General features: G+C 53.3%; 15 protein-coding genes and 1 tRNA gene. 10 read left to right on the top strand and 6 right to left on the bottom strand.

Annotated elements, in window-relative coordinates:
• The first annotated feature begins 484 nt into the window (after window positions 1–484).
• Both AC2JC8_RS06485 and AC2JC8_RS06480 read left to right on the top strand, forming a co-directional pair.
• Window positions 485–700, top strand: a complete 216-nt coding sequence (locus tag AC2JC8_RS06485; RefSeq protein WP_484594389.1) for a DUF4278 domain-containing protein — start codon at window positions 485–487, stop codon at window positions 698–700.
• Between the two features lie 22 nt (window positions 701–722).
• On the top strand, window positions 723–1,022 hold the full coding sequence (locus AC2JC8_RS06480; protein WP_484420180.1) for a hypothetical protein: 300 nt from the start codon (window positions 723–725) through the stop codon (window positions 1,020–1,022).
• Here the strand turns inward: AC2JC8_RS06480 and AC2JC8_RS06475 are convergent.
• Both AC2JC8_RS06475 and sfsA read right to left on the bottom strand, forming a co-directional pair.
• Window positions 1,006–2,109 carry a calcium/sodium antiporter gene (locus AC2JC8_RS06475; protein WP_484400175.1) on the bottom strand — a complete coding sequence of 368 codons (1,104 nt, stop codon included), beginning with the start codon at window positions 2,107–2,109 and terminating at the stop codon, window positions 1,006–1,008. The two genes, AC2JC8_RS06480 and AC2JC8_RS06475, sit on opposite strands and share 17 nt — an antisense overlap.
• Before the next feature lie 22 nt (window positions 2,110–2,131).
• A complete protein-coding gene (gene sfsA, locus AC2JC8_RS06470) occupies window positions 2,132–2,878 on the bottom strand; it encodes a DNA/RNA nuclease SfsA (protein WP_484400176.1) in 747 nt (248 codons plus the stop codon).
• A 70-nt stretch (window positions 2,879–2,948) separates the two neighbouring features.
• On the opposite strand from sfsA, the gene murJ reads away from it, so the two are divergent.
• Window positions 2,949–4,583: a murein biosynthesis integral membrane protein MurJ gene (murJ, locus tag AC2JC8_RS06465; RefSeq protein WP_484420179.1), complete on the top strand. Its 1,635-nt coding sequence runs from the start codon at window positions 2,949–2,951 to the stop codon at window positions 4,581–4,583.
• On the opposite strand, the gene AC2JC8_RS06460 is transcribed toward murJ, so the two are convergent.
• Window positions 4,584–4,835 (bottom strand): cytochrome-c oxidase, encoded by a 252-nt coding sequence (locus AC2JC8_RS06460; RefSeq protein WP_484400179.1) that lies wholly within the window; start codon window positions 4,833–4,835, stop codon window positions 4,584–4,586. It abuts the gene before it with no gap.
• Window positions 4,822–5,151 (bottom strand): DUF3181 family protein, encoded by a 330-nt coding sequence (locus tag AC2JC8_RS06455; protein ID WP_295535719.1) that lies wholly within the window; start codon window positions 5,149–5,151, stop codon window positions 4,822–4,824. Before AC2JC8_RS06455 ends, AC2JC8_RS06460 begins: the two co-directional genes overlap by 14 nt.
• A 323-nt stretch (window positions 5,152–5,474) precedes the next feature.
• On the opposite strand from AC2JC8_RS06455, the gene AC2JC8_RS06450 reads away from it, so the two are divergent.
• The 6 genes from AC2JC8_RS06450 (at window position 5,475) to AC2JC8_RS06425 (ending at window position 11,410) form a co-directional block, all read left to right on the top strand.
• Window positions 5,475–5,548: transfer RNA gene (locus AC2JC8_RS06450), tRNA-Arg, on the top strand.
• A gap of 143 nt (window positions 5,549–5,691) precedes the next feature.
• Window positions 5,692–6,948, top strand: a complete 1,257-nt coding sequence (gene glyA / locus AC2JC8_RS06445) for a serine hydroxymethyltransferase (RefSeq protein ID WP_484400195.1) — start codon at window positions 5,692–5,694, stop codon at window positions 6,946–6,948.
• Between the two features lie 26 nt (window positions 6,949–6,974).
• Window positions 6,975–8,054 carry a glycosyltransferase family 4 protein gene (locus tag AC2JC8_RS06440; protein ID WP_484594388.1) on the top strand — a complete coding sequence of 360 codons (1,080 nt, stop codon included), beginning with the start codon at window positions 6,975–6,977 and terminating at the stop codon, window positions 8,052–8,054.
• Window positions 8,047–9,303: a competence/damage-inducible protein A gene (locus tag AC2JC8_RS06435; RefSeq protein ID WP_484400181.1), complete on the top strand. Its 1,257-nt coding sequence runs from the start codon at window positions 8,047–8,049 to the stop codon at window positions 9,301–9,303. Before AC2JC8_RS06440 ends, AC2JC8_RS06435 begins: the two co-directional genes overlap by 8 nt.
• Window positions 9,304–9,342: 39 nt before the next feature.
• A complete protein-coding gene (gene leuC / locus AC2JC8_RS06430; RefSeq protein WP_484594387.1) occupies window positions 9,343–10,758 on the top strand; it encodes a 3-isopropylmalate dehydratase large subunit in 1,416 nt (471 codons plus the stop codon).
• A gap of 25 nt (window positions 10,759–10,783) precedes the next feature.
• Window positions 10,784–11,410: a 3-isopropylmalate dehydratase small subunit gene (locus AC2JC8_RS06425; RefSeq protein ID WP_484594386.1), complete on the top strand. Its 627-nt coding sequence runs from the start codon at window positions 10,784–10,786 to the stop codon at window positions 11,408–11,410.
• Here the strand turns inward: AC2JC8_RS06425 and AC2JC8_RS06420 are convergent.
• Window positions 11,399–14,371, bottom strand: a complete 2,973-nt coding sequence (locus AC2JC8_RS06420) for a DUF3769 domain-containing protein (protein WP_484594385.1) — start codon at window positions 14,369–14,371, stop codon at window positions 11,399–11,401. The genes AC2JC8_RS06425 and AC2JC8_RS06420 overlap by 12 nt on opposite strands.
• Before the next feature lie 97 nt (window positions 14,372–14,468).
• Window positions 14,469–14,588, bottom strand: coding sequence for a photosystem II reaction center protein I (locus AC2JC8_RS06415; protein WP_010312075.1), 120 nt, complete (start codon window positions 14,586–14,588; stop codon window positions 14,469–14,471).
• A gap of 79 nt (window positions 14,589–14,667) precedes the next feature.
• On the opposite strand from AC2JC8_RS06415, the gene AC2JC8_RS06410 reads away from it, so the two are divergent.
• Window positions 14,668–17,662: alpha-mannosidase (locus AC2JC8_RS06410; RefSeq protein WP_484594384.1), on the top strand; the 2,995-nt coding region annotated here is incomplete at its 3' end.

Genomic DNA, 17,662 nt, shown 5'->3' with positions numbered 1-17,662 from the left:
CACAGGCCAACCAGGTAAGGGTGCGGTTTGATGAAGCTCCTCGAATTTTGCTAAATAGCAATTGGGGGGCTTCAAGCAAAGTAGCTTCGTTTAAACTTCGAGTCCGGCGTCGGGAAGTGGGCGAGGCAACAGTCATCAAGTTCATCGCTTGGGAATATGACGGCAGAACCGCCAATTGATAAATGATTAATGATTCCCCCGCTACGTAGAGTTACCGTTGATACAAAAAATAAAATCAGTCAAGGCCGACAGCGCTTCTCATGAAATAAGGTTCGTGGAGATACAAATAAATCAATAATTTGATTAAGAAATACACGAACTGTTCACCATGAACATAACTTAGAGGCTATACATAGTGCAGGAAAGACAAAACGTTGATTGGGCCGCCTTCGGGCTTGGTTCATCGGAAGTAGCCCACCGCAGGGCGAAGCAACGCTCTTTCCCACGAAGCGGACATTCCATCCATCCTTCGAGATTCCTCGCCATGACCAAACTTCAATACCGCGGCGTTAGCTACAGCAACGACAACCGCGAACAAGTGAGCAACCAAGCTGTAGATCATTCCTATCGCGGCCAGCACTACAGCGCCCCACTGCGCCATGAAGCTGCAGCGGTGGATACTCAAGTTGCACTGCAATACCGCGGCCGTGTGTATCAACACCGCCAAGCAGAGGCGGCAGACCAAGTAAAAAATGCTTGATCGAATTCCATTTTTGTGAGCGTTGTTACAACGCTCAACCCGGCCTCCCCCTCATATAGGGGAGGTTTTTTATTTGCCTTGGCTAATCCACGGCATAAACATGGATCTGCAATTAATTCCCTCAGCCGATTCCTATAAATTGCTACCAATTTCAATATTTGGAATGCTCTGGCTACAAATTCACTTCGAAAGTTCCACTTGGGATTTTTTGGCCAAGGGCATGGTGGTAGTTGATGCTGATTCCAGCCAAGCACTCTGCGCTGATGCCCTAGCCTCAGGGCTAAGGGTGGTTCAATTGGGAAGGATCAAATCAAGCCACTAATAGATTTTCTTTTTTGCTTCCATTTTAGGGTAGACCAAATAAGCAGAACCAATACCAAAGGTAATACACCAATCAAAGCAAACAACCTAAATTCATCAGCCAATGTAGAAGCCGTGCTGCTTAATATTTGCTCGATAATATATAAACCGTAAATACCAAGTAATACCCATCCTTCCTTTCGGCTTATAACACCACCAGACCAAAAAATTGGCAAGCACGCCAATGTGGTGGCAACCATGATTGGGAAATCGCGATTGATCATCACCGGATCAACGCCAAGGCCCCTGCTGCCGGAAGCTAATCCACATAAGCCCAAAACTACAAGTTGATTTAGCAGGTTGCTACCCACCACATTGCCAATAGCAAGATCTGGCTTACCGCGATAAGCAGCCACTAAAGAAGTAACTAGTTCTGGCATAGAAGTGCCCGCCGAAACGATCGTTAACCCGATCACAGTTTCACTAACTCCCAAGCCTTGGGCTGCAGCAATCGCCCCTTTCACTAACACCTGGGAGCCAATCACCAATAACACCAAACCCACAATTAATTTTGTTATTGCAACAGGTGTTCGCGATCCCCCAGCCTCTGCGCCTAGGTCTTCCGCCGCATCTGAAGGCTCCTCCCTGGCGGAACGAATTTCCCAAACCAAATTAATAATTGTTCCCGCTACTAATGCGAGGCCTGCGATCCAAGTAATTCGCCCCCCAGAGGCCATCCCCCAGGTGGCCATAGAAACAGCAAAGAGAAGGGGAACATCGCGTTTTACCAAGCGGCTCTTCACCCGCAGTGGCATCACAGCGGCACTCGCACCGAGCACCACCATCACATTAAAAATATTTGAGCCAACAATATTGCTTACAGCGATTGCATCACCTGCGCTGCCGCCTTTAAGCGTCGAGAGCAGGCTTACAAATAGCTCCGGCGCACTGGTACCCAAAGACACCACCGTGAGGCCAATCACTATTTGCGGAATACCAAATAGCAATGAAAGTGCAACAGCACCGGCTACAAATAATTCGCCGCCACCAAATAACAACAAGATGCCAATTATTATCAAGCCAAAGTCAATTAAAAAGGGCAGCGTCATCAGATTTGCAAACAACTTTTAGTTACTGCTGGAGCGATGCAGTGCCCAGCCATTGCACTGCATTATCACTGAAACCAAACCGGCAAGGCAGCATCTCCACTCCCGCCGCCAGAGCTTGGCGAAACAATTGGCCATAACGGGGATCTGCGCTGTCGCCAGGGGCAAACCGCAGCACATCTTCACGGCTTAAGCATGGAATTAATACCCCCCTTGCATCGGGCAGCACCCCCATTAATTCCTCAAGGTGTTTTTGGCCTCTTTCTGTAACAGTGTCTGGAAATAAAGCCAGTTCCCCATCACTCCAAGTGGTGTTTTTTACCTCCACATAAATCGGCCGGGGATCAACCGCTTCTGGAGCAGGAGTAAGCAACAAATCAATCCGGCTACGCCGATTGAGGCCATAGGCCACCTCAGCGCGAATCGAGCCAATTGGGCCTAACCAGGGCTCGAGTAAACCCGCCTCAATTGTTGCCCGCAAGAGACGATTCGGCAGAGCTGTATTAACCCCTACCCAACAATTTCCGCCTCCAGCTGCTGGCACTTGCGCCTGCTCCCAGGTGTAGGCCAGCTTTCGCTTGGGGGATGGATCGTGGCGTATCCGCACTTTCCCCCCCGGCAGCAACACCCCAGTCATGGGGCCTGTATTAGCGCAATGGGCAGTTACCACCTCGCCATCAGCAAGTTGCACCTCGCAAAGAAAACGCTTCCAGCGTTTGAGCAATACCCCTTCCAAAAGGGGTTCAAACTTCAACACATCAACAGCAGCCATTGCGCCAGGCCAGCGGTAAGGCCATGGTCCACCACAATCAGCCCTATCGGTTCAGTTCAATAAATGCCTTATGGCTGAAATTGCTACTCCTGCCAAAAATTTGCGGCAGATCGCCCTTGTTGTGGCAGTTGCCACTGCCCTCAGCAAGGTGGCGGGGCTTGTGCGCCAACAGGCGATCGCGGCTGCTTTTGGAGTGGGGGCCGCCTACGACGCCTTCAACTACGCCTATGTATTACCGGGTTTTTTATTAATACTGCTAGGCGGCATTAACGGTCCATTCCATAGCGCTGTAGTGAGCGTGATGGCAAAGCAAGAACGGGCTGAAAGTGCTCGCTTGCTGGCTGCAATCAACACCTTGGTGGGTTTGGGGTTGCTGGGGGCCACTGTTCTATTGGTGCTGCTGGCTGATCCCTTGATCACCCTGGTGGGGCCTGGGTTGGATCAAGAACTGCACGATCTCGCCGCTTTGCAATTGCGGCTGATGGCACCCATGGCATTGTTTGCCGGCTTAATCGGCCTGGGTTTTGGCGCCTTAAATGCCGCCGATGAATATTGGTTGCCGGCCATCAGCCCCCTGCTTTCCAGCCTGGCGGTGCTACTGGGCTTAGGGCTGTTGTGGTTCCAAGCAGGCCCTGCCATCGGCACCGCCCCATGGGCCCTAGCCGGTGGAGCGGTGTTAGCCATAAGCACCTTGGGGGGAGCAATCCTGCAATGGTTGATCCAGCTGCCAGCGCTGGCGCGCCAGGGGTTGGGCCAATTGCGGCTCAGTTTCAACTGGAAGCAACCGGGGGTAAAGGAAGTGCTGCAGGTGATGGGGCCTGCAACCCTCTCTTCTGGGATGTTGCAAATAAACGTGTATGTAGATCTCTTTTTTGCTAGCGGCATCAGTGGCGCGGCAGCAGGCCTGGGCTATGCAGGCTTGCTTGTGCAAACCCCTTTAGGAATTCTTTCCAACATGCTGCTGGTGCCATTGCTGCCGGTATTTGCCCGGCTCACCGCGCCAGAAGATCGGGGCCAACTGCTGCAACGCATTCGCCAAGGGGTAATGCTCAGCAACGCCAGCATGTTGCCATTGGGGGCCTTAATGGTGGCCCTTGCCGGACCAATCGTTGCTTTGGTGTATGAGCGGGGCGCGTTTAATGCCAATGCCGCCAGCTTGGTGGTGGGGATTTTGATGGCTTACGGGGTGGGGATGCCTGCCTACCTCAGCCGTGATGTGTTGGTGCGGGTTTTTTATGCCCTCGGCGATGGCAACACCCCCTTTCGCATTTCGATGGCGGGGATTGGCCTTAATGCAGGGTTGGATTGGCTGCTGGTGGGTTGCCCCACCCCTGATGGTTTACTGCTGCCACAGTTGAATTTCCAAGCGCCGGGGCTAGTGCTGGCAACAGTTGGCGTGAATGTGGTGAGTTGCCTAGCCCTATTGATCGCATTAAGAAAAAAACTAGGTGCCCTGCCGATCGGCGCCTGGGCGAAAGACACAGGCCTTTTAACTTTTGCCGCCTTGGTGGGTGGCTTACTGGCCTGGGCACTTGCCACTGCGATTGCCTGGCCGCCCCATCTAATTGGCAAATTGCTGCAGGTGCTTATTTGCGGTGGCAGCGGAGCCCTTAGCTATGGCTTAATCGCGGGGGGGCTTGGCGTGCCAGAAGCGCGGGAATTAGGCCGCACCCTGGGGGCGAAATTACCTTTCTTAAAAAACTAACTAGTCAACAGTGCGTTGATCCCGCACCGAAATTGGCAATTCCAGATGGCTGCGGCCAATCATCTGCAAACCTTCAACGGAGTAAATGCGGGCTTGGATGCCAAATTCGCGAAAAGCAGTTTCCAGCTCTTGCAGTAAAGCTTTCTCCACCTGGGCTTCGGCATCCACAACAGTGCCCAACAGCCTTTCCCCCAATTTGCCCACCCTTTTACGCATCACCTCACGGGCGTTCGTTACTTCAATTACAAGCATCCGTCGCCAGCGGCGTCTTCCCAGTATCGCTGCAGAAGGGCTCAAGGATTTCCTCTAGATCCATTAATTGACCAGGGGGGATCAAACGAGCAAGGGGAAAACGGCTGCTGCCTCCGCCTACGGGCACCTGTAATCGCTCCAAAGCTGAGCGCACCGCTGCTGCTGCCCCTTGATTGAGAAAGCCAGCCAACTCTTCCGCAAGGGGCTGGGCCAACTTGGCATCACCCAAATACAAATGCCAACCGGCAATTTGGATATAGATGCGATCGGCAATAGCCCCGCTGAGATCTCTCAGCTGAGCAGCAGTGAGGCTCATGCAGGTTTTGCTGATTTTTTGTAGCACCAAACTAGATGCAACAGCAACAGCACTAGCCACACCAAGCTCAGCTGTGGCAAAGGCTGCAACGAACCGGGGCGAAGGCCATGCCACAGCCATAAACCGCTATTCACAAAAGAGAACAGGGCCCCATGAACGCCAAAATTGACCCAGCGCTCCAGCTGCTGATATTCGGGGTCTTGCGGGTCTGGGGGCCTGGTAGCAACAAGGGGCAAGGTAATTGTGATGCAAATTTTATTCTGAACCAAACCGATGGGTACTTGACGAAACCCCGCTGCTGCTGAGCAGAATGGAACGTTCAAGCGCTTGTAGCTCAGCGGATTAGAGCATCTGACTACGGATCAGAGGGTCGGGAGTTCGAATCTCTCCAGGCGCGTTTTATTCACCCCTCGGGGTTACCGCCTGAAAGGGCGGTTTTTTTTGGCTTCAGGTTTCTACGATTACTGCAATGTTTCGCCCTATAGGCCCATCTCCTTGACACAAACAGCACTATCACAAACAGCCGTATCACAACTCACCATGACCGCCCCAGATGCATTGCTGGAGGCTGATCCCCAGGTGGCAGCGCTAATTAATAAAGAACTTGAACGCCAGCAAACCCACCTGGAGCTGATCGCCAGCGAAAATTTCACCTCCCCTGCGGTGATGGCAGCCCAAGGTTCGGTTTTAACAAATAAATATGCCGAGGGTCTACCCCATAAGCGTTATTACGGTGGCTGTGAACACGTTGACGCGATTGAAGAATTAGCGATAGAGCGGGCTAAACAACTTTTTGGTGCTGCTTGGGCCAATGTGCAGCCCCATAGCGGAGCCCAAGCCAATTTCGCTGTATTTCTTGCCTTGCTTCAACCCGGCGACAAGATCATGGGGATGGATCTGTCCCATGGCGGACACCTCACCCATGGCTCACCGGTAAATGTGAGTGGCAAGTGGTTTAAGGCGGTGCATTACGGCGTTGATCCAGGTAGCCAGCAGTTAAACCTTGAAGAAATTCGCAAGCAAGCTCTAGCTGAACGGCCCAAGCTGATCATTTGCGGCTATTCCGCCTATCCGCGCACGATCGATTTTGCTGGTTTCCGCGCGATTGCCGATGAAGTGGGTGCATATCTGCTGGCGGATATGGCCCACATTGCTGGCTTAGTGGCCGCGGGTCTTCATCCCAGCCCTGTGCCCCACTGCCATGTGGTTACCACCACCACCCATAAAACACTGCGGGGTCCGCGGGGCGGCTTGATCCTTTGCTCAGATGCTGCTTTCGGCAAACAATTTGATAAAGCGGTATTCCCCGGCAACCAAGGGGGACCCCTCGAGCATGTGATTGCAGCAAAAGCAGTGGCTTTTGGCGAAGCGCTGCAACCAGGTTTTAAGAGTTATTGCCAGCAGGTGATCATTAACGCCAAAGCCTTGGCTGAAAGATTGCAGGCCCGCGGCATTGCAGTAGTGAGTGGCGGCACCGATAACCACATCGTGCTGTTGGATCTGCGTTCGATCGGTATCACCGGCAAAGTGGCCGATCTTTTGGTGAGCGAAGTAAACATCACCGCTAATAAAAACACCGTGCCATTTGATCCGGAATCACCATTTGTTACCAGCGGCCTGCGCCTTGGTAGTGCAGCGCTCACCAGCAGAGGTTTTACAGCCGCTGCCTTCAGTGAAGTGGCAGATGTGATTGCTGATCGCTTAACAAATCCTGAAAGCGTCGAAATCGAGCAGCGCTGCCGCGATCGAGTAGCTGCCCTTTGCAAGCAATTTCCCCTTTATGGCAGCCGCGGTTAGGCTGCTGTTGTAGGCCTTGGCCTCCTGTGGATTCCAGCCCCCTGATCCCTGCGATCGCCACCTTGGTGGGTGCCGGTCTTTTTACCGCTGCCATCGTGCCGATGGTGCGGCAGCTTGGCTTGCAATGGGGCTTAATCGATCATCCTGATCCCCGTAAACAGCACCTTGAACCAATGGTGCGGCTTGGTGGGATCGGCATCTTGCTGGGCTTTTGCCTTGCTCTTTTAATTACCTGGCTGCTGGGGGGATTTGGCAATTTGCCCGCCAGCCGCGATCAATTGATCTGGAGCACCCTGATCGGAGGAGTTGCCTTTTTTGCAGTTGGCCTCAGCGACGACTTATTTCAATTACCGCCCCTTCCGAGGCTTGGCCTGCAAATCGCGGTGGCAACTGTGGTGTGGAGCCAAGGGGTAAAGATCGGCTCAATCACCCTGCCGTTCGACAGCACCTTGAGCCTCAGCCTGCCGGATTGGCTAAGCGCAATTATCACGGTGATCTGGTTGGTGGGGATCACTAACGCAATCAATTGGCTTGATGGCCTTGATGGCCTTGCCGCCGGGGTAAGCGGTATTGCTGCAGTTGGTTTGTTATCTGTGAGTTTTAGCTTGCATCAAACGGGAGCTGGCCTTCTTGCTGCTGCGTTAGCAGGGGCTTGCTTGGGTTTCCTACGCGATAATTTCAATCCCGCCCGGATTTTTATGGGCGATGGCGGTTCCTATTTCCTTGGCTTCAGCTTGGCGGCCATCAGTTTGGTGGGCCCCGCTAAGGAGCTAACAACAGTGAGTTTGTTGCTGCCTTTATTGATTTTGTCTTTACCTTTAGCCGATATGTCTGCGGTGATCATGGGCCGCGTTAGCTCAGGCAGATCTCCCTTTTATCCCGATCGTCGCCATCTGCATCACCGTTTACTGCGGGCTGGATTTAGCCATCGCCGCACCGTGGTGTTGATCTATGCCTTTACCCAATGGTTTGTTGCTTTAGCGATGGTGGCAGCTAATGCTGAACTGCGTTTTCTCTGGTTAGCGTTAGCAACAGGGGTACTGATTTGGGTAGTGGTGCGCAGCCATCGCAGCCAAAGGGATGAGCCCTTAGATCAAGGTGAATAACAACAAGAAAAGCCAGATCGAAGTGCTTTGTATTGGCACAGAGCTTTTGCTTGGCAACATTGTTAATGGCAATGCCCGCTGGCTAGCGGAAGAATTAGCGCGGCTTGGAATTCCCCATTTTCGCCAAACCGTTGTGGGAGATAACCGGGAGCGCTTAATGGAAGTGGTGTTGGAGGCTTCCAAGCGTTGTCGGGTATTGATTTGTACCGGCGGGCTTGGCCCCACCCCAGACGATCTCACCACTGAAACCCTCGCTGCAGCATTTGGTGCCCCCTTAGAGGAACGCAGTGAGGTGCTTGCAGATATCAAAGCAAAATTAACCGCCAGGGGCCGGCCCATGGCACCTAGCAATTGCAAGCAGGCGCTCCTGCCGTTGGGAGCCACGGTTCTCTGCAATCCACTGGGCACTGCGCCCGGGATGATCTGGTCGCCGGTGGCCAATTTTTCATTGCTCACTTTTCCGGGAGTGCCAGCTGAAATGCAGGCGATGTGGGAGCAAACGGCGGTGCCCTGGCTGCAACAGCAAGGGCTCACAAGTGGCATCTTTCGCAGCCGCCTGTTGCGTTTCTGGGGTGTTGCTGAATCCAGCCTGGCGGAACAGGTGGCACCATTTTTAGAACTACAAAACCCAACTGTTGCCCCCTATGCAGGCCGTGGTGAGGTGAAATTACGGATCACGGCCTGGGCCGATAACGCGGAGAGCGCCGATGGCTTGATTGCACCGGTGGAAAAAGAATTGCGGGCAATCGGCGGTAGTAATTGTTTTGGCGCCGATAGCGACAGCCTTGCTTCTGTGGTGCTTGCTGCTTTAAGGCAAAGGGGAGAAACCTTGGCAGTGGCTGAAAGTTGCACCGCTGGTGGAGTTGGGGCTGCACTTGGAGCAGTGCCTGGAGCCTCTGATGTATTTATCGGTGGGGTTATCGCCTATGCCAATCAGATTAAACAGGCTTTGCTTGGGGTGCCGGCTGACACCTTGGCCAGCCATGGCGCCGTAAGCGAAGCGGTGGCATTAGCGATGGCCGAGGGGGCAAGGCGTTGCACCGGCGCCGATTGGGCTGTAGCAGTTACAGGTATCGCTGGGCCCGGCGGCGGCAGCGCCGAAAAACCGGTGGGCTTGGTTTATTTTGCCGTTAGCGGGCCCAGCTTGAGTTTTAGCTTTATGCGCCAATACGGCGCCAGCCGCGGCCGCGAATGGATCCGCGGCTTAAGTGTTGGCGATGCCCTTGATCAACTGCGTTTGGCTTTGTAAGCCACAGTTTTAGGCTATTTAAATAGCGAAATAAAAATTTTGAGCGCTGGCACCCTCTACGACAAAGTTTGGCAATTGCATCGGGTAGCTGAATTAGCCGATGGCGCCACCCAGCTATTTATCGGTTTACATCTGATTCATGAAGTAACGAGTCCGCAGGCATTTGCAGCCATTCGCGAACTGGGGCTTGGGGTGCGCCATCCGGAACTCACGGTGGCAACCGTGGATCACATCGTGCCCACCAGCTCCCAAGCAAGGCCTTTTAGCGATCCGTTAGCGGAAGCGATGCTTGCCACCTTGGAGCGAAACTGCAGCGAAAACGGCATCACCTTGCATGGTTTAGGCAGTGGTCGCCAAGGGATCGTGCATGTGATTGCCCCGGAGCTTGGGCTCACTCAACCGGGGATGACGGTGGCTTGCGGCGATTCCCACACCTCAACCCATGGCGCCTTTGGAGCGATTGCTTTTGGAATTGGCACCAGCCAGGTGCGCGATGTGCTGGCTTGCCAAAGCTTGGCGATGGCGAAATTAAAAGTGCGGCGGATTTGGGTTGATGGCGCATTGCAACCGGGGGTTTACGCCAAAGATCTTGTGCTGCACATCATTCGCCAAATGGGTGTGCAAAAAGGCGTGGGCTACGCCCATGAATTTGCAGGTCCTGCGATTGCGGCCCTCTGCATGGAGGAACGCATGACGATCTGCAATATGGCGATCGAAGGCGGCGCTAGATGTGGCTATGTGAATCCAGATGCCACCACATTTAGTTACCTAAAAAACCGGGAATATGCCCCTAAAGGGGAAGCCTGGGGCAAGGCAGTGGCCTGGTGGAGCGCACTTGCCTCAAGCAGCGATGCTGTTTTTGATGATGAGGTGTTAATTGATGCCAGCAGCATTGCCCCCACTGTTACCTGGGGGATCACACCGGGGCAGGGAATTGGCGTAGATGAAATGATTCCGCAATTGGATCAAATTGCTACAGCCGAAAGACCCCTCGCGGAAGAGGCCTATCGCTATATGGATCTAAAACCAGGTAGTGCGATTGCTGGTGTAGCCGTGGATGTGTGCTTTATCGGCAGCTGCACAAACGGACGGATTAGCGATCTAAGGGCAGCCGCGGCAGTAGCAAAAGGAGGCAAGGTGGCAGCTGGCATAAAAGCTTTTGTGGTGCCTGGATCGGAACAGGTGGCAAAGGAAGCGGAAGCAGAAGGCCTGGATCAGCTATTTCGCGCCGCCGGTTTTGAATGGCGCGAACCGGGCTGCTCGATGTGCCTTGCAATGAACCCAGATCGATTGGAAGGTAGAGAGATCAGCGCCAGCTCTAGCAACCGTAATTTCAAAGGTCGCCAGGGTTCTGCCACCGGCCGCACCCTGCTGATGAGCCCTGCGATGGTGGCCGCCGCCGCTATCACTGGCTGCGTAAGCGATGTACGCAAACTGTTAAACAACCCCAATTAATAGTAAAAAAATTCCAACCAAAAGCATGGATAACATTTTCCCCAGCGGTGCGATAACAAAGATCAGCGGCAAGGCTGTGGTGCTGAGCGGCAACGACATCGATACAGATCGAATAATCCCAGCTCGATTCCTTAAATGTGTGAGTTTTGATGGGCTTGGCGCCCAGGTATTTGCCGATGATCGCAAGGAATTAAATAAAGGCGCAGCTGGGTTTCATCCTTTTGATCAACCTGAAAAGCAAGGAGCAAAATTCTTATTCACAAACCAAAATTTTGGCTGCGGCTCAAGCCGTGAACATGCACCCCAGGCATTAATGCGTTGGGGTATTAGGGCGGTGCTAGCTGAAAGTTTTGCTGAGATCTTTTTTGGCAATTGTTTAGCGCTTGGTATTCCCTGCGTGCAGGTAGAGCAAGCGCTGATTCTGGAACTACAGGCATTGGCAAACGAAGCAACAAATCCAAATTTTGTGCTGGATCTTGCCTCCAGCAGCATCAGTAGCGAAGGCTACAGCTGGGCTATCGAGCTGGAAAAAGGCATCCAGCAAATGTTCTTAAGCGGCCGCTGGGATGGCACAGCACAACTTATTGCTAATAACGAGGCTCTGAATAAAACTGCAGCTGCCCTGCCTTATCTAAATAATTTATGGGCCTAATACAACTCCAGTTGATGGTTCATAGGGCACAAAAGGTAAGCCGGGGCCGCGGAAACCAAAATCGTTTAATTTAAACTTGATACCACCGATCCCTGTGAAAGGGCTGTAGTAGAAACCCACCTCATAGGCGCGGCGTTGCCAGCGCAATTCAACATAGGAATTAGTTACATCACCGTAATAGCCAGAGCCTCCAGCTACGTTATAACTTACGGCACCATCTAACACCAATGGGCCAACTAATTGTTGGGTTAAGCCAGCACCTAAAGTAGCTGTATCAACATAACGATCAAAAGCAAAAGGGCTATCGCCTGATTTCGCAGCTAAACTACCAAATAAGGAAAGGCGGGTGTAATCAAACATCGGCCGATTAAAATGGCCCAATGTAATTACAGGCCCACCAGAAATCCCCACTAGATTTTGGCTTTGTCCGCCGCCATAGGCAGATAAATTCAAAAAAGGTACGAAATTAAATGAAAGCCCAGGTATTATTGCAACACCGGAATAGCGGTAGGCACCCTCTGAACTAAGCGGCAGGGCTTTACCACTCCAAATTGGTAAATTAGCGCGAATTGCGCCATAAAAATTAGCGCGCCATAGATCAGCAAAATTATTACTCTCATTATTACCAGATACAAAATCATTGCTCTGGTAATTACCAACGCCCGCCCGCCAAAAATATGAACTTTGCAACTTACCAAGAGTGGGCAGAGATGCTTGTTTTTCTAAGGAAACGCCATAGGCAGAGTAGATATCCTGCTCGCCAAGGGAACCATTCCAGGTGCGGAAGCGATAGGCGCCAAATAAACGGGCGAGCGGTGTGCCTAAAAATGGCAATTTAAGCGGCTCTAAAATTTCAGCCACCACCCTTGTGGCATTACTTAGATTTTTATCAGAAAAACTTGATACATCTGCCCGCGCATAAAATCTTCCATTGCCAAAGGAACCTTCAAGCAAAGCGAGAGCGCCAAATAAATCGCCCACGGTGTTGGATTGGCTAACGGTGCCTGATCCTGCAGAAGCGCTTGGGGCCGGATAGGAGTTAGTGGTGCCCTCAAAAGCCCGCTGAAGCATGAATTGTGGCTTTAAGGAAAATACCGTGGCTGAACCGAGGCGCACTTCAGGCAGGGCATATTCAACAAATAGGCCATCGCGATCAAGATTATCGTTTTTTAGCGACCAGCGATTTTCAACCTCTTGCTCTTGGGTTGGCTTGATCTTAAAAGTTGTGGGTAAAGGCACTGGAATTTTATTTTCCAGCAGCAAACGATTACGAGCTGATTCAATCACCGTGGTTCCATCAAGTTCCTGTTTTGATTTCACCATTTCCATATCCACCCACACCTGAGCTGGGGTGAAGGGATCGTTGCTGAAGCTTGCCCTGGGGGCCGTCCAACCTTCAGGGGTGAGCCGCACCTGGGGAGCTTGAAAACGCCAATGGGTAACAGAGCCGCTAATTAATTTTTGGTTTTTTTTATTTTGAATTTGTTGCAATTGGGCCGGTGTGGCCTGGCCGTAGGCGGTTTCAGTGCCAGTGATTGAACTCAGCTCATTTTTGCCAAAACTGAGATCAACAGTGAGGCCAAGACGGGGCTGCACATCCAGCACCCTTTGATCTAATTCGACAATTGCTGCGCGCCTTTGGGCTAACTGTTGAGCTGGGTTCAATTTGGATGCTTGCCGCTCTGGAATTGGCGCCGGTGCAGCCTGGGCACTGGGGCCATCAAATGCCACCGCCTCCAGCAGTTCATCCAGGGGCAACAGCGGTTGGCGGCTGGCGCGATCGGGATCAGGGCAACCCAAAGGGGGTGGATTTTCCAGCTGAGCTCGTTTCACTGTGGGGGAACCAAAGCGGTAGCGGGCCCCCAATAAATAACCATTACTACCTTCATACACACCGCCATAGGTGCCGTAGGCACCAGAACGGTGGTGAATACGCCCCACAATCGACCATTGCGGGTTTAGCTCAACACCTAATTCCACCGCTAGATAATTGAGAAATTGCGATGAATTAAGCCAGGAAACTTTTTCGTAATTACTAAGGGTGGAGTTAAAACTCACCCCTTCCACTACACCAAGGCTTAGCCAAGGCTGAATCCACCAGCGCAAACCAATACCAAAAGTTACCTCCCAAAATTGTTGATTATTAATAAAGGCAAAATCTCTTTGATTTTCTGACACCCCTTTTCGATAGCGCAGGTAGTTGCTGCTATCGCCTGTATGAAAAAACAAATTGCCGTCTAGTTCAAGATCAATTGGATCGGCATCAAGCAGCTTGCGATTAAAACCAATCCCCCCTAAGTATTCAGGCCTTGGGCTACCGCTCACTGTAAAAGTTTCGCCAAAGGTGGCATCGGTCATCTGGCCGCCCCAAGCGGTAATCGCCCATGGGAATGGATGCCTACTCACAAGCGGTGGCAGATTTGGGGGGCATGAAAGCGCCTCCGGCGCTGGAAGTGGCGCCACACTTACAGGCGACACCTGCACCCCAGGCTTAGGGGGATTTAGCTGCAATTCACGCCTTTGTTTTAATTCCGCTGCCACTGCTTCTGGGCTGCCTTGCAGGGGGCCATCGGGATCGAGATCTAATTGATTTGTAAGTAGATCAATCACCCCATAAACATTTTCTAGTTCCCCTTCCCCCTGAAGCAGGTTGTAGCGAATCTCGCTGGCTTGAATGTATTGATTACCGCGTTGAAAAATTACAGATCCACGGGCCCATAGCACCCGGCTGTTGGTGTCGTATTCGAGGCGATCAGCCTGAAGCCTGCCGCCTGCAAGCAATGCCACCACATTGCCGGTGGCTACAAATCGCTGCAATTGTGCGTCGTAACCCTGCTGATCAGCCTTGAGCTCCAGCTCAAGGGGAGCTAGTTGCTTTTGGAGCGCTGCTTGAGGCGCAGGCTGGGGGGGAGCTGCTTCCTGAGCGTGCGAAATCGAAGCGTTGCCAACGCTTAGCAGCATTGCTACGGCTGCGGGCACCAGGTTGTGGGCGGTTAAACGCTGCCTCAATCCTGGATAACTTCAGGAGTGGCGATCTTGCCACGCCAAGCTGGCCAATTCACTCTTCTAGGTCCTTTCTGCTGGGTGTCCGGCTGGGATCGCTAGCCAGAAAACCAAACACAAAGATGCCGATAAAGAAGAAAACAACCGAATAAACAGAAATTTTGAGGGCGAGCATGGTCCAGCCGGAAAGGACGGGGATTGGTGCCGCACCCGAAGCGGCTGAGTCATCCTATGGGCCATACGGGCAGCTGCGGATGGAAAAAGGCCTAGAAGCGTTAGTTCAGGGGTGGATTGAAACGTTTGCCCCCTTGAGGGAGTTGGATCTACTGCCCTTTTGGCGCCGGGAAGATGGCAGCCCAGGCCAGCATCACCCTTGGGGGCAAAAGCATCGCGCTGATTGGGAGGCGCGTGGATTGGTGATTTGGCCCAGGGGCGGCCAACTTTTGAAATTGCAATATTGCTTGCGCTGTCCGCCGGCCTGGCTTGAGGAAAAACCCCAAGGGCAAGTGCGTTTAGCGCTGCGCTGGTGGGCAGAAGCTGCGGCTTTGCGGGTGGATGGCGAAACCGTGGTGCAGGGGGATCTGTTCGATAGCGGCTGCCGCTGGCTACTGCCGCAACGTTTTTGGCAAGGGGCGCCGCTCAACTTGGAATTGGAATTACGCAGCCCCAGCCACGATGAGGGGGGGCTAATCCTGGCGCGGCTGGAGCGGGAACCCGATAGCCCCGCCGATGGCAGCGGCCTGCTGCTGCTTAGCCAACTACGCCTGCTGCAACAGGATTTAAGCCACCTAAAACAAATCCTTTCGCCGCAGCAACGCCAAGATTTAGAGGCCGCATTAGCGCAAACACCATGCAGTTTTAATCAAGCGTTACTGCAACAGCAACTAGCCCAGCTGCCAAAACCAGCAGCGCTGCAACTACTAAGCCATGCCCATCTCGATTTGGCCTGGTTATGGCCGGTGGCAGACACCTGGCAGGCGGCAGTGCGCACATTTGAATCGGTGCTGGGCTTAATGAAAAGCCATCCACAGCTTTGTTTTGGCCATTCCACTCCAGCTTTGTATCACTGGTTAGAGCTGCACCGGCCACTGTTGTTTTGCCAGATCAGGGAGTTGATGCAGGCAGGCCGCTGGGAACCGCTCAATGGCCCCTGGGTGGAAAGCGATTGCACCCTGCTGGGATCGAGCTCCTTGCTGCGGCAGTTCAGTGAAGGCCAGGCTTATAGCCGTAAAACCTTTCCCGAATGGGAGCACAACCTGGCCTGGTTGCCAGACAGCTTTGGCTTTAGCGCTGGCTTACCTGCTGTATGTGCTGCCACCGGGGTGCGTTGGTTCCTTACCCATAAGTTGTTTTGGAATGCCACTAACCCTTTCCCCCATCGCTTATTTCGCTGGCAACATCCAAGCGGCAGCAGCGTATTGACCTTGATGAGTGCAGCGATCGGCAGCGACGCTGATCCATTAACTATGGCCAACTACAGCCGTGAATGGCAGAAAGCCACTGGGGTAGCTGAAGCCTTATGGCTGCCTGGGGTGGGCGATCATGGCGGCGGCCCCAGCCGGGAAATGCTGGATCAACTGGCCCTATGGCAAGGCCAACCGCTGGCGGCGGGGCATCAATTCGGCACTATGCGCAGCTATCTGGCAAAACTTGAACCGCTGGCTTCGCAGCTGCCGGTGTGGCGAGATGAGCTTTATCTGGAATTACACCGCGCCTGTGCCACCAGCCGCCCGGATCAAAAAAGACACAACCGCAGCCTTGAACGCCTACTGCGGGAAGCAGATGTAGCAGAAGCGCTCGCTCCAGCAAGCAATCCTGCTAATGAACCAATTGAAACTGAACCAATTCACACTGAACCAACTAACACTGCCGGCCAAAAGGAATGGCGCTGTTTGCTGTTTCAACAATTTCACGACATTTTGCCCGGCACCTCAATTCCGGCGGTATTTGAACAGGCGGAAAGGCAATGGTGCAGCGCGCGCCGCGCTAGCCGCCAAAGACGCGATCAGGCCCTAGGCCGTTTGGTGGCATTAGGTGCGGGCTTTGCACAGCAATGGTGGGTGGGGCAACTACTGCCAGCAAAAGCTGGTAATCGGGTTTTAAAAATGCCTAAGCCAAAGGCCGGCTACAGCTGGTGGGGGCCCCAGGGGCCCCTGCTAAGCCAGGCAGCAAAAGCTGGTGGTTGCTGGTTGCAACTGCCATTTGCTGCTGGGGTGGAACTGCAACAACTGGTGCAAAAACCCCAAGGGCCAAAGGCATTCGCAGTTCAACAGCCGGTGTGCGTGGAGGAGTTGGGGGAAGGGCGCTGGGTTTTGCAAAACAGCTGCGTAAAAGTGCTGCTGGGGCCCCAAGGGGTGGAACAGCTGCAGGGCTATCAAGGGGGCGCCTGGGGGCCAGCGCTACTAAAAGAGCCATTGCAATGGCGCCGCTACAGCGATCGCGGTGAATTTTGGGATGCCTGGGATTTAGCGGCTGATTATCGAGAAAAACCACTGCCGTTTAGCTGGAGTAGCGGCCCAGAATTAATCGAAGCCGGACCACTCAGCAGCCAGTGGCGTTGGCGCGGCAATTGCGGCCAAAGCCCAATTCAGCTGCTGCTGAGGCTGCAGGCGGGCAGCGAAGTGCTGGAACTATGCCTGCAAAGCCAATGGCAGCAACAACATGAACTGTTGCGGCTGGAGTTGCCGTTGGCAAAGCCGGCTGGTTTTTGGAGTGCTGATTGTTCGGCGGGGGTGCAAAATCGCCCCAGCACCCCTGCCAATGCAAGAGAAGCAAGCCGATGGGAAGCAGCTGCGATCAGCTGGCTAGCGGCAGGAACTGATGCCCATGGTTTAGCTGTGCTGCTGGATGGTCCCCAAGGGGTAAATGGCACGGCCGCAGGGCTAGGGGTTTCTTTGCTGCGGGGGCCCACCTGGCCTGATCCCAGCGCAGATCGGGGCTTACACAGAATGCGGTTGGGCTTAATGCCTGCAGCCGGTGGCTGGTGGCAACAGGCGGTGCCTGCAGCCGCTGCAAGATTTCGTGAGCCGCTATGGAAACGTCCTGGCGTTACAGCTGCAATTGAGCCAGCTAAAAATCCGGAAATTCGCCAGCTCTTGGCATGGCCCGATAGGGATTTACGCCTGCTGGAATTAAAAAAAACAGCTCGAAATCAATTGCAAATCAGCGCCCAAAACCTCAGCCCCTGCCGCTCTGCAGTGGCAGAACAGTTGAAACCATGGGCGATTGCTAGTTGGAATCAATCCCTAT

This window comes from Synechococcus sp., from assembly GCF_982614295.1.
This window is presented reverse-complemented; position numbering and strand designations above follow the sequence as displayed.

Excerpts from the sequence above, each read along its gene's own strand:
- AC2JC8_RS06485 (WP_484594389.1), top strand. The coding sequence starts at position 485 with ATGACCAAACTTCAATACCGCGGCGTTAGCTACAGCAACGACAACCGC.
- AC2JC8_RS06475 (WP_484400175.1), bottom strand. The coding sequence starts at position 2,109 with ATGACGCTGCCCTTTTTAATTGACTTTGGCTTGATAATAATTGGCATC.
- sfsA (WP_484400176.1), bottom strand. The coding sequence starts at position 2,878 with ATGGCTGCTGTTGATGTGTTGAAGTTTGAACCCCTTTTGGAAGGGGTA.
- murJ (WP_484420179.1), top strand. The coding sequence starts at position 2,949 with ATGGCTGAAATTGCTACTCCTGCCAAAAATTTGCGGCAGATCGCCCTT.
- AC2JC8_RS06460 (WP_484400179.1), bottom strand. The coding sequence starts at position 4,835 with ATGCTTGTAATTGAAGTAACGAACGCCCGTGAGGTGATGCGTAAAAGG.
- AC2JC8_RS06455 (WP_295535719.1), bottom strand. The coding sequence starts at position 5,151 with ATGAGCCTCACTGCTGCTCAGCTGAGAGATCTCAGCGGGGCTATTGCC.
- glyA (WP_484400195.1), top strand. The coding sequence starts at position 5,692 with ATGACCGCCCCAGATGCATTGCTGGAGGCTGATCCCCAGGTGGCAGCG.
- AC2JC8_RS06425 (WP_484594386.1), top strand. The coding sequence starts at position 10,784 with ATGGATAACATTTTCCCCAGCGGTGCGATAACAAAGATCAGCGGCAAG.
- AC2JC8_RS06420 (WP_484594385.1), bottom strand. The coding sequence starts at position 14,371 with ATGCTGCTAAGCGTTGGCAACGCTTCGATTTCGCACGCTCAGGAAGCA.
- AC2JC8_RS06415 (WP_010312075.1), bottom strand. The coding sequence starts at position 14,588 with ATGCTCGCCCTCAAAATTTCTGTTTATTCGGTTGTTTTCTTCTTTATC.